The 13,546-nt window shown below is 39.3% G+C and carries 12 protein-coding genes; 3 read left to right on the plus strand and 9 right to left on the minus strand.

Annotation, left to right across the window (positions count from 1 at the left end):
• The first annotated feature begins 8 nt into the window (after nucleotides 1–8).
• Complete coding sequence (locus PBAT_RS01375; RefSeq protein ID WP_068645948.1) at nucleotides 9–773, plus strand: YwaF family protein; 765 nt, start codon at nucleotides 9–11, stop codon at nucleotides 771–773.
• Nucleotides 774–877: 104 nt separating this feature from the next.
• Here the strand turns inward: PBAT_RS01375 and PBAT_RS01380 are convergent, their stop codons facing one another.
• The 5 genes from PBAT_RS01380 to PBAT_RS01400 all read right to left on the minus strand — a co-directional run bounded on the left by PBAT_RS01380 (nucleotide 878) and on the right by PBAT_RS01400 (nucleotide 7,020).
• Nucleotides 878–2,464 carry a copper amine oxidase N-terminal domain-containing protein gene (locus PBAT_RS01380; RefSeq protein WP_068645949.1) on the minus strand — a complete coding sequence of 529 codons (1,587 nt, stop codon included), beginning with the start codon at nucleotides 2,462–2,464 and terminating at the stop codon, nucleotides 878–880.
• Between the two features lie 342 nt (nucleotides 2,465–2,806).
• Complete coding sequence (locus tag PBAT_RS01385; protein ID WP_068645950.1) at nucleotides 2,807–3,772, minus strand: glycoside hydrolase family 43 protein; 966 nt, start codon at nucleotides 3,770–3,772, stop codon at nucleotides 2,807–2,809.
• 53 nt (nucleotides 3,773–3,825) lie between these two features.
• Nucleotides 3,826–4,674, minus strand: coding sequence for a carbohydrate ABC transporter permease (locus PBAT_RS01390; RefSeq protein ID WP_068645951.1), 849 nt, complete (start codon nucleotides 4,672–4,674; stop codon nucleotides 3,826–3,828).
• A 3-nt stretch (nucleotides 4,675–4,677) separates the two neighbouring features.
• Entirely contained in the window at nucleotides 4,678–5,622 is a 945-nt protein-coding gene (locus PBAT_RS01395) for a carbohydrate ABC transporter permease (protein WP_084402746.1), read from the minus strand.
• 66 nt (nucleotides 5,623–5,688) lie between these two features.
• Nucleotides 5,689–7,020, minus strand: a complete 1,332-nt coding sequence (locus PBAT_RS01400) for an ABC transporter substrate-binding protein (RefSeq protein WP_068645952.1) — start codon at nucleotides 7,018–7,020, stop codon at nucleotides 5,689–5,691.
• Between the two features lie 329 nt (nucleotides 7,021–7,349).
• On the opposite strand from PBAT_RS01400, the gene PBAT_RS01405 reads away from it, so the two are divergent.
• Nucleotides 7,350–8,264: an ArsR/SmtB family transcription factor gene (locus PBAT_RS01405; RefSeq protein ID WP_068645953.1), complete on the plus strand. Its 915-nt coding sequence runs from the start codon at nucleotides 7,350–7,352 to the stop codon at nucleotides 8,262–8,264.
• A gap of 106 nt (nucleotides 8,265–8,370) precedes the next feature.
• Here the strand turns inward: PBAT_RS01405 and PBAT_RS01410 are convergent, their stop codons facing one another.
• The gene (locus PBAT_RS01410; RefSeq protein ID WP_068645954.1) at nucleotides 8,371–8,877 is read right to left on the minus strand and encodes a GNAT family N-acetyltransferase; all 507 of its coding nucleotides are present in this window, start codon (nucleotides 8,875–8,877) and stop codon (nucleotides 8,371–8,373) included.
• Nucleotides 8,878–8,911: 34 nt separating this feature from the next.
• Nucleotides 8,912–9,751: an SDR family oxidoreductase gene (locus PBAT_RS01415; RefSeq protein WP_068645955.1), complete on the minus strand. Its 840-nt coding sequence runs from the start codon at nucleotides 9,749–9,751 to the stop codon at nucleotides 8,912–8,914.
• Between the two features lie 159 nt (nucleotides 9,752–9,910).
• On the opposite strand from PBAT_RS01415, the gene PBAT_RS01420 reads away from it, so the two are divergent.
• Nucleotides 9,911–10,999: a M24 family metallopeptidase gene (locus PBAT_RS01420; protein WP_068645956.1), complete on the plus strand. Its 1,089-nt coding sequence runs from the start codon at nucleotides 9,911–9,913 to the stop codon at nucleotides 10,997–10,999.
• Nucleotides 11,000–11,129: 130 nt separating this feature from the next.
• Here PBAT_RS01420 and PBAT_RS01425 read toward each other — a convergent pair whose 3' ends face one another.
• Both PBAT_RS01425 and PBAT_RS01430 read right to left on the minus strand, forming a co-directional pair.
• On the minus strand, nucleotides 11,130–11,816 hold the full coding sequence (locus PBAT_RS01425) for a queuosine precursor transporter (protein ID WP_068645957.1): 687 nt from the start codon (nucleotides 11,814–11,816) through the stop codon (nucleotides 11,130–11,132).
• Between the two features lie 249 nt (nucleotides 11,817–12,065).
• On the minus strand, nucleotides 12,066–13,460 hold the full coding sequence (locus PBAT_RS01430; RefSeq protein ID WP_068645958.1) for an L-cystine transporter: 1,395 nt from the start codon (nucleotides 13,458–13,460) through the stop codon (nucleotides 12,066–12,068).
• Between the last annotated feature and the right edge of the window lie 86 nt (nucleotides 13,461–13,546).

The following is a 13,546-nucleotide window of genomic DNA, read 5'->3' on the forward strand; positions in this document are numbered from 1 at the left end:
GAATTTCAATGCCAGATTCTTTTTTTGACTATCAAAGCGCAAATGCTTTCCACGCCTACTCCACAGCCCATCTCATTCAAATTGTCATTCTAATTATCCTATGCTTATTAATGTTCACACTGAGATCCGCTATTAAAAGAAAGGCTTCAGCTAAAAGAACGATTCGTTATGTGATTGTTGGAATGTTGATATTATCAGAAGTCACGCTCAATATTTGGTATGTCTCACAAGGAATATGGCGTACCCGAACATCATTGCCCCTTGAATTATGTAGTGTAACTTTGTTATTAGCCATTATTATGCTTCTAACTAGAAGCCGTTTATTGTATTCGATTGTTTTTTTCGCAGGAATGACAGGGGCACTTCAAGCTGTACTCACACCAAGCTTAGACTATACATATCCACATTTCCGATTTCTACAATTCTTCATTGCTCATTTCGCTATTATTCTTTCGGCATTATATATGACATGGGTTGAAGATTACAGACCAACCTGGAAATCGATCGGAGTCGCCTTGATTTTCTTAAATGTCCTTGCCGTTGTCGTCGGAATCATCAATTATATGATAGGTTCTAACTACATGTTCTTGATGCATAAACCACTTACGCCATCTATCATTGATTGGTTAGGTCCACATCCCTATTATTTATTATCCGAACAAGGTATTGCACTTCTTTTCTTCACAATACTGCACTTGTTATTCTTCGTATTACCTGGTTCGTGGAAGCAACATTCTCAAAAAAATAATTCAAAAGAAAAGTCTTATCTATAGGTTAGAGAAAATAGCGTGATCAATAAATGTTGAATGAAAAAATGGGTGAGTAGGAAACCCCCTACTCAACCATTTTGTTCTACCCATAGCTATTTTAGACTGAACTAAGGACGCTCTATTAAGATAGCTTTACTATCGTTATCCCACTCTACGGTAGAACCTAACGCACCAGCTATAAAATGAAGGGGTACATAATAAGTTCCTTCAACTTTCATGAGCGGCTCTGAAAGTTTTACCTTTTCACCATCTACAAGTGCTTGATTAGACCCATTCTTAAGAACAATTGTCGAACCTGTAATATCATCAATAACAGTAATTTGTTTCAATACACTGTCCCATTTGATCTCTGCATCAAGCTCTTCAGCAAAATACCGAATGGGTACCATCTTCGTTTGGTTCACATCGATAGGAAGAGCATAATCATAGTACCAATCATATTCCTCATCTACTAAGGTATTCATGTAGAAATATTTCTGACTAATATTCATATCCTCTTTAATGAAATGATAGGCATCAGATTGATTATCGAAATTACGCAAGAACTTTCCTGGTGTAGCTAGATTCGCATTAAGCACATCTACTACAAGGGAGCCTTTAGATATATCAATTTTATTTGCGATAACCGCCTTGTTAACGTTCCAGATCTCACTTGTTGAATGAACCTTGATTTGCTTAATTGGTAATTCTAATGTTGTTGGAATCTGAACGGTAAGATCAATCTTTTGCTTACGTACATTTAAACTCTTATCAAACATGAAATCCATAGCTAACACTGTGTCTTTACCGAACAATTCTTTCATTTCAGGCGTTTCAGTAAACATTTCATTAACGTTCTTATCATAATCTACAAGCAACTCATTCAATGACTTCTGTAATTGATTCGTCAAGTAGATCACGGTAGCTTCTTTGTCATCGAGTAAGTTATTCAATGTGCCTAAGCCTAAAGGAAGTTCTACCTCATCTAAATATTCCTCGCTACTTGATACGCCTAATTCCGATTTGAATATAGGATAGTACACATCATATAACGTACCTATTAATTCTTTGACCCCTTCCTTATCCTTGGACACACTCGTTAGGAAGGATTTAGCCAGACCCACCAATTCATCTCCACGAACATCTATATGAAGCTTCTGAAGACTCATCGCTTCACCGTACACACTCTCTGTTACGGAAGATACAGATACAGATTCTGGATTAGATGCGTTCTTAAATAAGAATTTACCTAGATTGGACATTAATTCAAGTGCTTGTTCTGATGTTTGCAGATCAGCAATATCTATACCAGAATCTGCATACATGGAGTCGAGAGATACAGAGATAGGTTGTTTAGCTCCTTGTACCCATAAAACAAGATTATTCTTATCTACAGATAGATGGAACGGTAGCTTTTTACTAGCTAAACTTAATGTTCCTTCAACGGAACTCGTTGATACATCTTGTACCTTAGCATGGTCAATGGTTAATGAAAATGAGTTTATAAGTTCAATCATTTCTTGTTCTTCTTCATTCATTTCTGTACCTGAAGGAACAATTTCAAGTGACAGCGTTTGTTTCGATTCTGAGGACTTGACCGTAAGGTTATCAGAAAGAGACTTACTAATATCCAACCCTCCAACAGATTGACAACCCGCTAATATAAGAAGCATAGACACTAAACATGATGCCAACAACACTTTCATTCGTTTCATTATTTACTCCCCTTCAAAATAATTTTTTTGGAATACATTACCTCAGTATGCCAGTGAGATATGGTTTATGTAAAGAGGAATATATGAGCTATTAAAAGCCGATATGATCATTGTGTTTCATAGTCCTGTGGGGTCTCTATCTATACCTTATTCTAGTAATTTCCTCTCTATTCCTCCACAATGTCATTGTTGGTTTAGACCTAAGGGGTTCTTCACCCTATTCTTCACTCAATGCACAGCCATCTAGCATCGTAAGCTCTCCAATAACTCGTTGCTTTTTGTGTAAAAAATAAGCCAAAGCAGTCCTCTGCTTTGGCTTCTCGTATATAGGATTAATAAAAACTACCCTTGGTCATCTGGCACCGGAAATCCAAAATTTGGCGTTCCGTTCAAATTCCAAGTGAAAACTTGGGCCCTCGTATGCCGATTCGGATCATATAGGGGATCACCGTCAATTTCTGTATAATTTCTGGCATGATATACAATGATGTCCTCCGTGTCATCAGACGATCGCGTAAAGCTATTATGTCCTGGACCATATTGTTCTGTTGTCGCGTTACTCTGAAATACCGGCACACTGGATTTAGTCCAGGAGACTGGATTTAGCAAGTCACTGTCTACTGAAGCATGCAATAGTCCCATGCAGTAGTTATGATCTGTAGCACTTGCCGAGTAACTTATATATATAGTTCCGTCATGCTTCACTACCGCTGCTCCTTCGTTAACTTTGAATCCGATCATCTCCCAATCAAGCTCAGGTTGTGAAATCATGATTTGAGGCCCTTTGATACTCCAAGGGTTATCCAATTCAGCAATATAGAGATTCGAGTTCCCTTCAATTTCTGGGTCTTTTTGCGCCCATACTAAGTAGGATATCCCTTTATGATCAAACCTTGTGGCATCCAGCGAAAAAGACTCCCAATCCGTATGAATCTGGCCCTTTTCTATCCATGCACCTTCAAGGGGATTGTCCGCTTCGTTCTCCAGTACGAACATACGATGGTCAAATATACCCTCTATTGTGTCTGAAGTATGCGCTGCAGCATAATAGAGATACCATTTGCCAGCGCTGTAATGAATCTCTGGTGCCCAAATATTGGCGCTCATGAGTCCACTTTCATGTTTTCTCCAAATGGTGAGCGGTTCTGCCTTGCCCAATTCATTCAAGACCCGAGATCTTCTAATTTCTATTCGATCATATTCTGGTACAGAAGCGGAAAAGTAATAATATCCGTCCGTATGTTTATATACCCAAGGGTCTGCACGTTGTGGAAGAACCGGATTATTTATCTTCTCTTTCGGAAACATGAGGGTTTCTCTCCTTTATTCTATCCATTATGGATTCTATGGTGATGGTGATATTAACCTTTTACTCCACCGGCTGTCATGCCCTCAATGAAGTATTTTTGGAAGAAAACGAATACGATTAATACCGGAATAATAGCAAATACAGAACCGGCGATCAGGATCTTATAGTTGTTGCCGTAAGGCGTAAGTAATGTAGACAAACCGATCGGAATCGTAAGTTTGTTGGTACTATTAAGTACAATGAGCGGCCACAAGAAGTTATTCCAGCTTGCCAGTGCTTGTAATATAGCCATGGATGAGAAGGCTGGGGCCATAAGCGGCATCATAATTTTGAAGAAAATTCCATACTCTGTACAACCATCAACACGCGCTGCATCAAGGAAATCCTTGGGTAGCCCTCCTGCATACTGTCTGAAGAAAAAGATCGGTAACGGCGCCACAACAAACGGTAGGATAACCCCCCACATGTTGTTGATGAGGTGTAGAGAAATCGAAAGCTTATACATAGGTAGCATAATAATCTCAATCGGTATGGCCATAATAATAATCACAAGTGCAAATAGGGAATTACGCATTCTAAACTTATATACAGCAAAGGCATATCCAACCATAGAAGACAGTAGCAGACATAATAACGTAAAAGTAAAAGTGATAAGAATACTATTTTTATACCAGGTTACATAGTGCTCTTTCGGAGAAAATAAATTAGTGTAATTGCTGAACGTCAGTAGATCTCTATCCAACCTCAAATTCAGACCATTTCTAAGTAATTCCTGAGCTGGTTTGAAAGATGCGATTGCCAATGTAACAATCGGGAAAAGTGCAAAGATGGCAAGTGCTATAAAAAGAAGTAATAGTAGCACCCGATTTAGCGACCATTTGGATTTCTCAGCATATTTCATCGGCTACTCCTCCTTTTTAAATAATCCGAACAGATTTAATTGAACGAATGTAATGATCATGGTAATGGCTAGCAATACGATTCCGACAGCTGCACCGATACCCAGATTATTCTGTTCCCACCCACTACGGTACAGGTAACCTACTATCGTAAGCCCGATATCTTTAGGTGAGCGATTGCCGTTCCACAGCATGTAGCTTTCTGTAAACATCGCAAAACCGCCATAAATACTGATGGTGAAAACGTATACTGTGATTGGTTTCAACAAAGGAACGGTAATGTTAGCGAATTTATTCCATATGTTTGCTCCATCTATTTCTGCTGACTCGTATACCTCTTTAGATATATTCTGTAGACCAGCCATGAAGTAAAGCATATTAATACCCATCCATCGCCAACATGCCAGAATGAGTAAGGTCATCATCCCGAGCCATCTTTCACCCAACCAACGTTGCTTGTCTAAACCAAAGCTAGTGATTAACGTATTCATGAGTGAGCCTTCCAGTTCGCCGAATGCAAGCCGGAATATTGTTCCCGCCACTACTACTGAAGTTAAAGCTGGGATGAATAAGGTGGAACGGAAAAAGTTTTTGAACATCATTACTTTAGAATTTAGGAATACCGCCAACACCAGCGGAATGGGTATCAATAAGAGTAATGATAGCGCCGTATAAATCGCGCTGTTCTTAATTGCCTTAAGAAAGGTAGGGTTCCAAAGTTCCTTATAATTCTCAATGCCGATAAATTTAGTTGAACCTGGTACAATTTCCTGAAAGCTCATAATAAATGCTGATATTACGGGGTAAGCAAAAAATACAGAGAACGAAATGATAAATGGAAGTACAAATACATAAGGGGCCAGTTTCTGTGAATAGAGCAGGCTGGACATGGATGTTGATCCAGACGTTTGTTTCACCTGGGTGACTTTAGGCGTATTAGTATTACTCATGAACCGCAACCCTCCTTTGGTAATAATGCATCACTAGCCTTAGGTAGTGATGCATTATTATACAAGTTATTTCAATTCTGCATTTACTTCTTTCAATACGGTTGCAGGGTCTTCATTATCGAGTAATATACGCACGTTAGTTTGTGTCTTAATAGCGTCGATCACTTGAGGTGTTTTCTCTCCAATGTTAATACCTTCAATCTCACCTTTAACATCGTTCAGAACGTCGAAAATGTTGTCCCCGAAATATTCCGTGAATTTGTTAGGCTCTTTCATTGCTGGATCATCCCATACATCTGAACGGAGCGGGTCAAAACCTAGAACCGTCCATGTTGCAATACTGCCTTCTTTGGAGAGTTTGGCAAAGCTAAGAAACTCCTTAACCAGATCCTTATTCTTCGATTGCTTCGTTACTACGGTTGCCGTACCACCCATACCTGCCGAACGCGGTTCGCCTTCACTCCAAGCTGGCATCGGACGAATGACCATTTTACCTTTCAGATCAGGCATACTGTCTGTAAAACGACCCATGTACCAGAGTGGCATCCAGATGGAAGCAGCTCCCCCGTTGTTCATGAATCCGAAGTACTCTTCCGCATGATGAAATCCACCAGGAGCTCCAATAGCCACGCCGGATTTCATTATTTCTTGTTCCCATGTCATTACCTTCGTTACTTCAGGTCCATCGAGATTCGGTGTAAGGTCCGTCTTCAGTAAATCATCTTCAGATGAAAGTTGAGCAGTTTGTAGCCACATTGACCATTGCTCAGACGTTTCTAGCGTTGTCATTGGAATGCCTGTTTTGTCTAAGACTATTTTGCCAGCTTTCGCATAATCATCCCACGTTTTGATATCGTCTGGATTAACTCCTGCCTTATCGAGGATTTCCTTGTTATAATAGATTACGGAAGCGCCTACATGATAATCGATAGCATAATAGTTTCCGTCTTTCGCATAAATATCGAAGCGGGATTTAACGAGATTATCCATTTCTGGTTCGATAATATCGTTAAGTGGCTCAAGTTGTGGCTCACCCTTAATATAGTTAGGAAATTTACTAAGTTCGATGTCTGCAAAGTCTGGAGCACCGCTTCCTGATTGCAGTGTTACCAATAATTTATTATGCATGTCATCATATGGGCTTACATTGGCAACCAGTTCAATCGTCTTGGTTGAATTAGCTTCATTCCATCTTTTCACCATTTGATCATAAAAGTCCGCATGTAACTGTTGAAACGTCCAGAATTCTATCTTAGTAGCCGCTTCATTACTGACACCCTCAGTTTCTTTCTTACCCGTATTGCTGTTGCTTGCATTGTTGTTTCCGCCTGAACATGCCGATAACATCAGGGTCATAACTAGCGTAATTGAAAACAAGCTTAGAATCTTTGATCTCATTTCTATTTCCCCCCTAAAATAAATTTATGCTTAATCCCAAAGGATAATAGCCTTTTGTTTATGTTTCTTTAAATCAATTCATACTTTTATAGTATATAGTCCCATAATGATTGTCAATACTAATATGGATGCGCTTTCATAATTATTTATCTAAAACAAACAGACGATTTAATGCTGTATATTGGTAATTAAAACTTAAATATTTAATAATTTTATCCACTTTAGAGAATATATCGAATTTTGGAGTTTTATCTTTTCAATTAAACCCCTTTAGTTTATAATAGTTTGAAACGAAGTGAAAATTGTCTTTAAAGAGAGGACGCTGCGCTTTGATTCACATTAAAGATCTGAAGTCAGGATTAAATATCTTTAAAGCTCTAAGCTCGGAAATTCGAATTGAAATTTTAGGATTGCTTACCACTTATGAGAGTCTTAATCTGAACGAAATTGCCGAGAAGCTTGGTCTAACAAACGGTGCTATTACGATGCATATTAAGAAGCTTGAAGAAAGTGGATTAATTGATATTACTACCGCCGTCGGTAAGCATGGAATCCAAAAAATTTGTTATCTCAATGAAAATATGCTTACTGTAGATCTTCGCAGTAAAGAAACAGAGAATGTATATGAAGTGGACATACAGGTTGGACATTACAGTGATTATTACGCGGAACCAACCTGCGGCCTCGCTACAAAGGATAGTATTATTGGAGAATTTGATGATCAACGCTACTTTGCTGATCCCCAGCATATTAATGCTGGCATTGTTTGGCTTAGCAAAGGTTACTTGGAATATCGAATTCCGAATTATCTAAAGTCCAACCAAAGGTTCAAGGAATTGCAGTTTGTGATGGAGATCAGCTCTGAGGCACCGAGTTATAACAATAATTATCCATCAGATATCATATTCTCACTGAATAAGATTGAGCTCGGAACCTGGACTTCACCAGGTGATTTTGGTGACAAAAGGGGCGATTTCAATCCGCAGTGGTGGCCACCTCATCTCAATCAGTACGGTCTGAACAAACTCCTTCGCATCAATGATGAAGGAACATTCATTGATGGTTGCCGTATTTCCGACGTGACCATCGGTGATATCGGATTACATCAGCAATCGGATATCAAGTTCAAAATGGCTGTTTCTGAAACTGGAAATTCTGGTGGTCTTACCATCTATGGCCATAACTTCGGAAACTACGATCATGATCTAGTGGCCAGAGTCTTATTTGATGTAGTAAATCAATAGAAATCAATTATATTAAAAGGGGTGTCTCTAGCCATTAATTATGGCCAGAGACACCCCTTCTATGATATTGCCCATCTATAACGCAGACAATAAATATTAACATATCTTACAGTACCTTTAATCCCACAATAACTAAATCTCGTTCTACCCCGTCTAATACAGCAACTCCTGGAAGATAACCCCATTGACTAAATCCATATTTCGAAAGCAAATTTAGACTCCCAACATTATGCCCGAATACGAACCCTACTAAGCTATTTATCTTCAATCGTGGACATTCTGCAATCCCTTTCTCCACCAGAATACTCCCAACCCCTGCTCCACGATATTCTTCGGACACATATATACTAATCTCTGCGGTTCCATCATAAGCTGCTCTGCCATAAAAAGATTGAAAGCTCATCCAAGCCACAACGCTTCCTCCAGATCTCATAACCCACAATGGACGATGATGATCATTGTGTTCATGGAACCATGGGAGTCTACTATCTACACTCACAGGTTCTAAATCTGCTGTAACTACTCTTCCTGTAACTGTTGAATTATAAATAGATACAATAGCTGGCAGGTCATCTATTTGGGCAAGTTCAATATCATAATGTTGTAATCTCATCACTATTCCTCCACAATCTAATCGTTATAGTCATTTAAAGTCCAACTTGCTCTTCACTCCATTGCCACAGCCACTGTGCATCAATCATATTAGTTGCACGTGGTGAAAGTTTCTGAATTTGTTGACGATAGAAATATTCCCCGCTCACTCCAGAAATTTCAGGTGCTGTTGCCAGATATATCGCTGATTGAGATCCTTGCTCAGCCGATAGAAAGAATGGACGAAGTAGCATATATACACGTTTGCCGAATCCTGTCTTACGATCAACACCTAAGTTCGTTAAGACTGCTCCAGGATGTAAACAATTAACGGTTACGCGAGTTCCCTTTAACCTAACCGCTAATTGTTTGGTGAACAGAATATTCGCAAGCTTAGATTGCGCATACCCTTTTGCCACATTATATCCCTTCTTTAATGATGGATCTTCAACGTGTATTTTCCCTACCTTATATGCACCTGAGGATACGTTCACTATTCTCCCTTGATCCGCTACCATCAGTCTATCTAATAGCAGATTCGTAAGTAGGAAATGTCCAAGATGGTTAATCCCTATATTCATTTCAAAACCATTCGAAGTCAATTGTCGCTTCAGAGAGACGACACCTGCATTATTAATTAGTACATCTAACACTTGATATCTAGACTTATATTCAATGACAAATCGGCGTATACTGTCTAGATCTCCAAGATCTGCGATCATAAGTTCAATATTCTGTGATCCACTTTCTATTATAGCTGCTGCACGAGCTATTTCACCACGTTCTGCACTTCTACAGACCATAATAACGTAAGCACCTCTTCGGGCTAGTTCCATCGTTGTAGCAAGTCCCATCCCTGAATTAGCACCGGTTACCATAACTATTTTATCTTGCATAGCCGTATTCCCTCCACTTCATAATTTACAAATTTATCAAATTGATAAGTGCTGAAGTATGCCTTCTCTTTCTCATTCGTAAGTAGAAGCTTATAATATATCTTAGTTCACAACGAAACTTGACACCATCTTAGAATATGGAAAGGATTGAACATATCCATGAATGATCGATTAAACAGATTAGATAGCTCTATGCAACAAATGGGTCTTGATGCCCTTATTATCACAGATCCTAAACATGTGTACTATTTAACAGGCTTCGCAAGCGACCCTCATGAACGTTTCTTAGGACTAGTCCTTAGACGAGGTGATGAACCTGTACTCATCGTACCTGCTCTAGATGCTGAGGCTGCCCATGCCGCATCTTCTGTTCAGTCCATCATAACGCACTCCGATACAGATCACCCTTATGACTTGTTAAAAAAACAACTGAAGGGACGTATCAGTTCTCTTGGTATTGAGAAGGACCAAATTACTGTCTCACGTTTTGAGCTCCTTCAAGCTTCGCTAGAAGCACAATCTTATCATGATATTGGCCCTATCCTGCAAAGCCTGAGAGTGCAAAAGACACCTGAAGAAATTGTTCGAATGAAAAATGCGATTAACTTAATTGAAGAGGTCCTTCGTCAAGGTTTAACTCGGGTTCAAGTGGGTGTAACCGAAATAGAGTTGGTTGCTGAGCTAGAATATCTTATGAAGAAACTTGGCGCAGACGGCCCATCCTTTGACACTATGGTACTTTCGGGACCCAATACTGCCCTTCCTCATGGTGTTGCTGGACAACGAAGAATTCAGAACGGTGATTTATTGATGTTCGATATGGGGGTATTTGCAAATGGCTACGCTTCTGACATTACACGTACCTTTGCTGTTGGAGAACTAGGCAATGAACTTACTACCATCTACAATACGGTGCTTGAGGCCAATCTACAAGGTATTCATTCCATCAGACCCGGTGTAACGTTGGCATCTATTGACCAAGCCGCTCGTAGTGTTATTGACCGTGCAGGTTATGGTCCACAGTTCATGCATCGTCTTGGTCACGGATTAGGTATGGATGTTCATGAGTATCCGTCAATCCATGGTAATAACTCGGATCTCGTTCAACCTGGTATGGTCTTTACCGTGGAGCCCGGAATTTACGTCCCTGGATTAGGTGGAGTAAGAATAGAAGACGATATTGTCGTCACTGAACAAGGTGTTGAAGTGCTAACCTCTTTCCCTAAAGAACTTACTATTCTGGGGTAAACGAATAGTAAGTGAAGGAATAGTAAGTGAAGGAATAGTAAGTGAAGGAATACAAAAAGGATGTCCAGCTGCCATATTTTTGGCTTCTAGGACATCCTTATTTTTTGTTGAATCTAACTGATTCTCTTAATTAATCTTCATCCTTAAATTTAAAGGTTCTAGCCTTATATAGAAATGGTGTTCCCACAGCTGTTAATACGAACTTAATAATATAAGTAGTAAATAATATCTCCAACCAGACATTCCATCCATAATTAGGGATCGAGAAAGCAATTAAACAAAAAATTAATGTATCTACAAAAGAACTAATCATTGTACTTCCATTATTGCGAATCCAAAAATGCTCAGGTTTCGGATAGAACTTACGAATCCAGCTGTATAGCCTCACATCGAGAAATTGGCTTACAAAATATGCAGTAAGACTTCCCAAAGCAAGTCTTGGCATAAGTCCAAATATCATTTCCAGAGGTTCTTGAGCAAAATCTCCCTCTGCCGGAGTAAAGAAAAGTGCCATCTGCATAATGACAGTTGTCATTAACAAGGTAAAGAAGCCGAACCATACAGCTTTACGAGCTTCTTCCTTTCCATACCTCTCATTGAGCAGATCGCTAGTCATATATAGACTCACATACATCGTGTTGCCTAGCGTCATAACGATGCCAAACATATCAATCGTTTTGGTAACCTGAATATTAGCAATTACCGTCGCAACCCCAATCCATGCGTAGAGACCCTTTTTACCAAAGAGGCGGTAGCATAGAAGAAAAAGCGAGAAGTTAACAAGCACATAAAAAATGCCCCACCCAAAATTAAACATGATTAATCCTCCTAGTTTTGATACGCGGGATGGTTACGAACCGCGGTTCCAAACGTCTATGACGTTCAAAACATGTTCTACTGTAACACAGAAGATCATAATTGCCTAGACTCAAGTAGAAACTACTACGCCGTCCCCTCCAGGGACGACACCCGTGAAGCTTATACTTTCTTATATTTGCAACAGAAAAACCAAAGCAACATTCTGCTTTGGTTTCTCATTTATTGAATATTTTTAAATTCTAGTTGCTTAAACTTGTGCTGCATCTAAATCTATTTTGTCGTTATTATATACTTTTTGATCGTTCTCTTTTAATATCTTGCTAGAAATAAGACCTGAAGTCATGGAATCATTTACATTCAATGCTGTACGTCCCATATCGATTAGTGGTTCAACTGAGATCAATAGACCTGCTAATGCAACGGGTAATCCCATCGTAGAAAGAACAATCAGCGATGCAAATGTAGCACCACCACCAACGCCTGCTACACCAAAGGAACTAATAACAACAACCAAAATCAATTTTAGAATAAAACTCCAGCTTGTTGGATCAATACCTACTGTTGGAGCAATCATCACTGCGAGCATGGCTGGATAAATTCCGGCACAACCATTCTGACCAATTGTAGCTCCGAAGGTAGCTGACAAATTCGCAATCCCTTGCGATACCCCAAGTTTTCTCGTCTGAGTCTCTACGTTAAGTGGAATGGTAGCTGCGCTTGAACGTGATGTGAATGCAAATGTCAACGTAGGCAGAACCTTTTTCAGATATACGAGTGGGTTGAAACCGAACAATGTTATCAATATTAGATGAATAATAAACATAACAATCAAAGCTACATAGGAAGCAATGACGAAGTTAATCAACTTTAATATCTCATCAACTTGAGTCGTAGCAATTGTCTTGGTGATCAACGCCAATATACCGTACGGAGTCAGCCTCAACACTAATGTAACCATGCGCATGACAACGGCATACACAGCATCGATCAAATCACGGAAGATTTGAGCTTGTTTGGGTTTCTTACGATCTATTCCAAGAACAGCTACACCAATAAATGCTGCGAAGATAACGACAGCAAGCGTGGAGGAACTACGAGCACCCGTCATATCTGCAAATGGATTTTTTGGAATAAACTCAAGCATTTGCTGCGGAATTGATTTATCTTCCACCGTACCGAGTCTCTCTTCTAATTTCACGCCTTGTGCCTGTTCTCTATCACCGCTCTGAATATCAATTGCCTTTAAATCAAAGCTCAGCGTAGTGACAATACTAACAGATGCTGCAATTGCAGTAGTAAGAAGGAGAACTGCAATAATTGAAAAGCTCATCTTACCAAGATTCTTAACACCATTCAGATTCATGATCGCAGAAATAATCGACACCATGATTAGAGGAATTACGATCATTTGAAGAAGTCCTACGTAACCATAACCTATCAAGTTAAACCATTCAACGGACTTACCGATAACTTCTGAATCCGGTTTGAAGAGGAACTGTAGAATAACTCCAAATACGATCCCCAATCCTAATCCTGTAAATACACGCTTCGTGAAAGAAATATTTTTCTTTTGCATCCATATTAGTAATCCAATCAGTCCCAGCATAACTACGATGTTAATGATAATCCATAAAGTTTCCATTATGTAGTCCCCCCAAAAAGTGATATATATTGCTAAATAATATGATTATATTGTCGACGTTTCATATCATAGCACATACCCCAGTA

The sequence above is a fragment of the Paenibacillus antarcticus genome (assembly GCF_001637225.1).
Lineage (GTDB): Bacteria > Bacillota > Bacilli > Paenibacillales > Paenibacillaceae > Paenibacillus_AQ > Paenibacillus_AQ antarcticus.

Bases quoted from the DNA above. Each gene is read 5' to 3' on its own strand.
- PBAT_RS01375 (WP_068645948.1), top strand. From the start codon at position 9: ATGCCAGATTCTTTTTTTGACTATCAAAGCGCAAATGCTTTCCACGCC.
- PBAT_RS01420 (WP_068645956.1), top strand. From the start codon at position 9,911: ATGAATGATCGATTAAACAGATTAGATAGCTCTATGCAACAAATGGGT.
- PBAT_RS01410 (WP_068645954.1), bottom strand. From the start codon at position 8,877: ATGAGATTACAACATTATGATATTGAACTTGCCCAAATAGATGACCTG.
- PBAT_RS01415 (WP_068645955.1), bottom strand. From the start codon at position 9,751: ATGCAAGATAAAATAGTTATGGTAACCGGTGCTAATTCAGGGATGGGA.
- PBAT_RS01430 (WP_068645958.1), bottom strand. From the start codon at position 13,460: ATGGAAACTTTATGGATTATCATTAACATCGTAGTTATGCTGGGACTG.
- PBAT_RS01385 (WP_068645950.1), bottom strand. From the start codon at position 3,772: ATGTTTCCGAAAGAGAAGATAAATAATCCGGTTCTTCCACAACGTGCA.
- PBAT_RS01425 (WP_068645957.1), bottom strand. From the start codon at position 11,816: ATGTTTAATTTTGGGTGGGGCATTTTTTATGTGCTTGTTAACTTCTCG.
- PBAT_RS01390 (WP_068645951.1), bottom strand. From the start codon at position 4,674: ATGAAATATGCTGAGAAATCCAAATGGTCGCTAAATCGGGTGCTACTA.
- PBAT_RS01395 (WP_084402746.1), bottom strand. From the start codon at position 5,622: ATGAGTAATACTAATACGCCTAAAGTCACCCAGGTGAAACAAACGTCT.
- PBAT_RS01400 (WP_068645952.1), bottom strand. From the start codon at position 7,020: ATGAGATCAAAGATTCTAAGCTTGTTTTCAATTACGCTAGTTATGACC.
- PBAT_RS01380 (WP_068645949.1), bottom strand. From the start codon at position 2,464: ATGAAACGAATGAAAGTGTTGTTGGCATCATGTTTAGTGTCTATGCTT.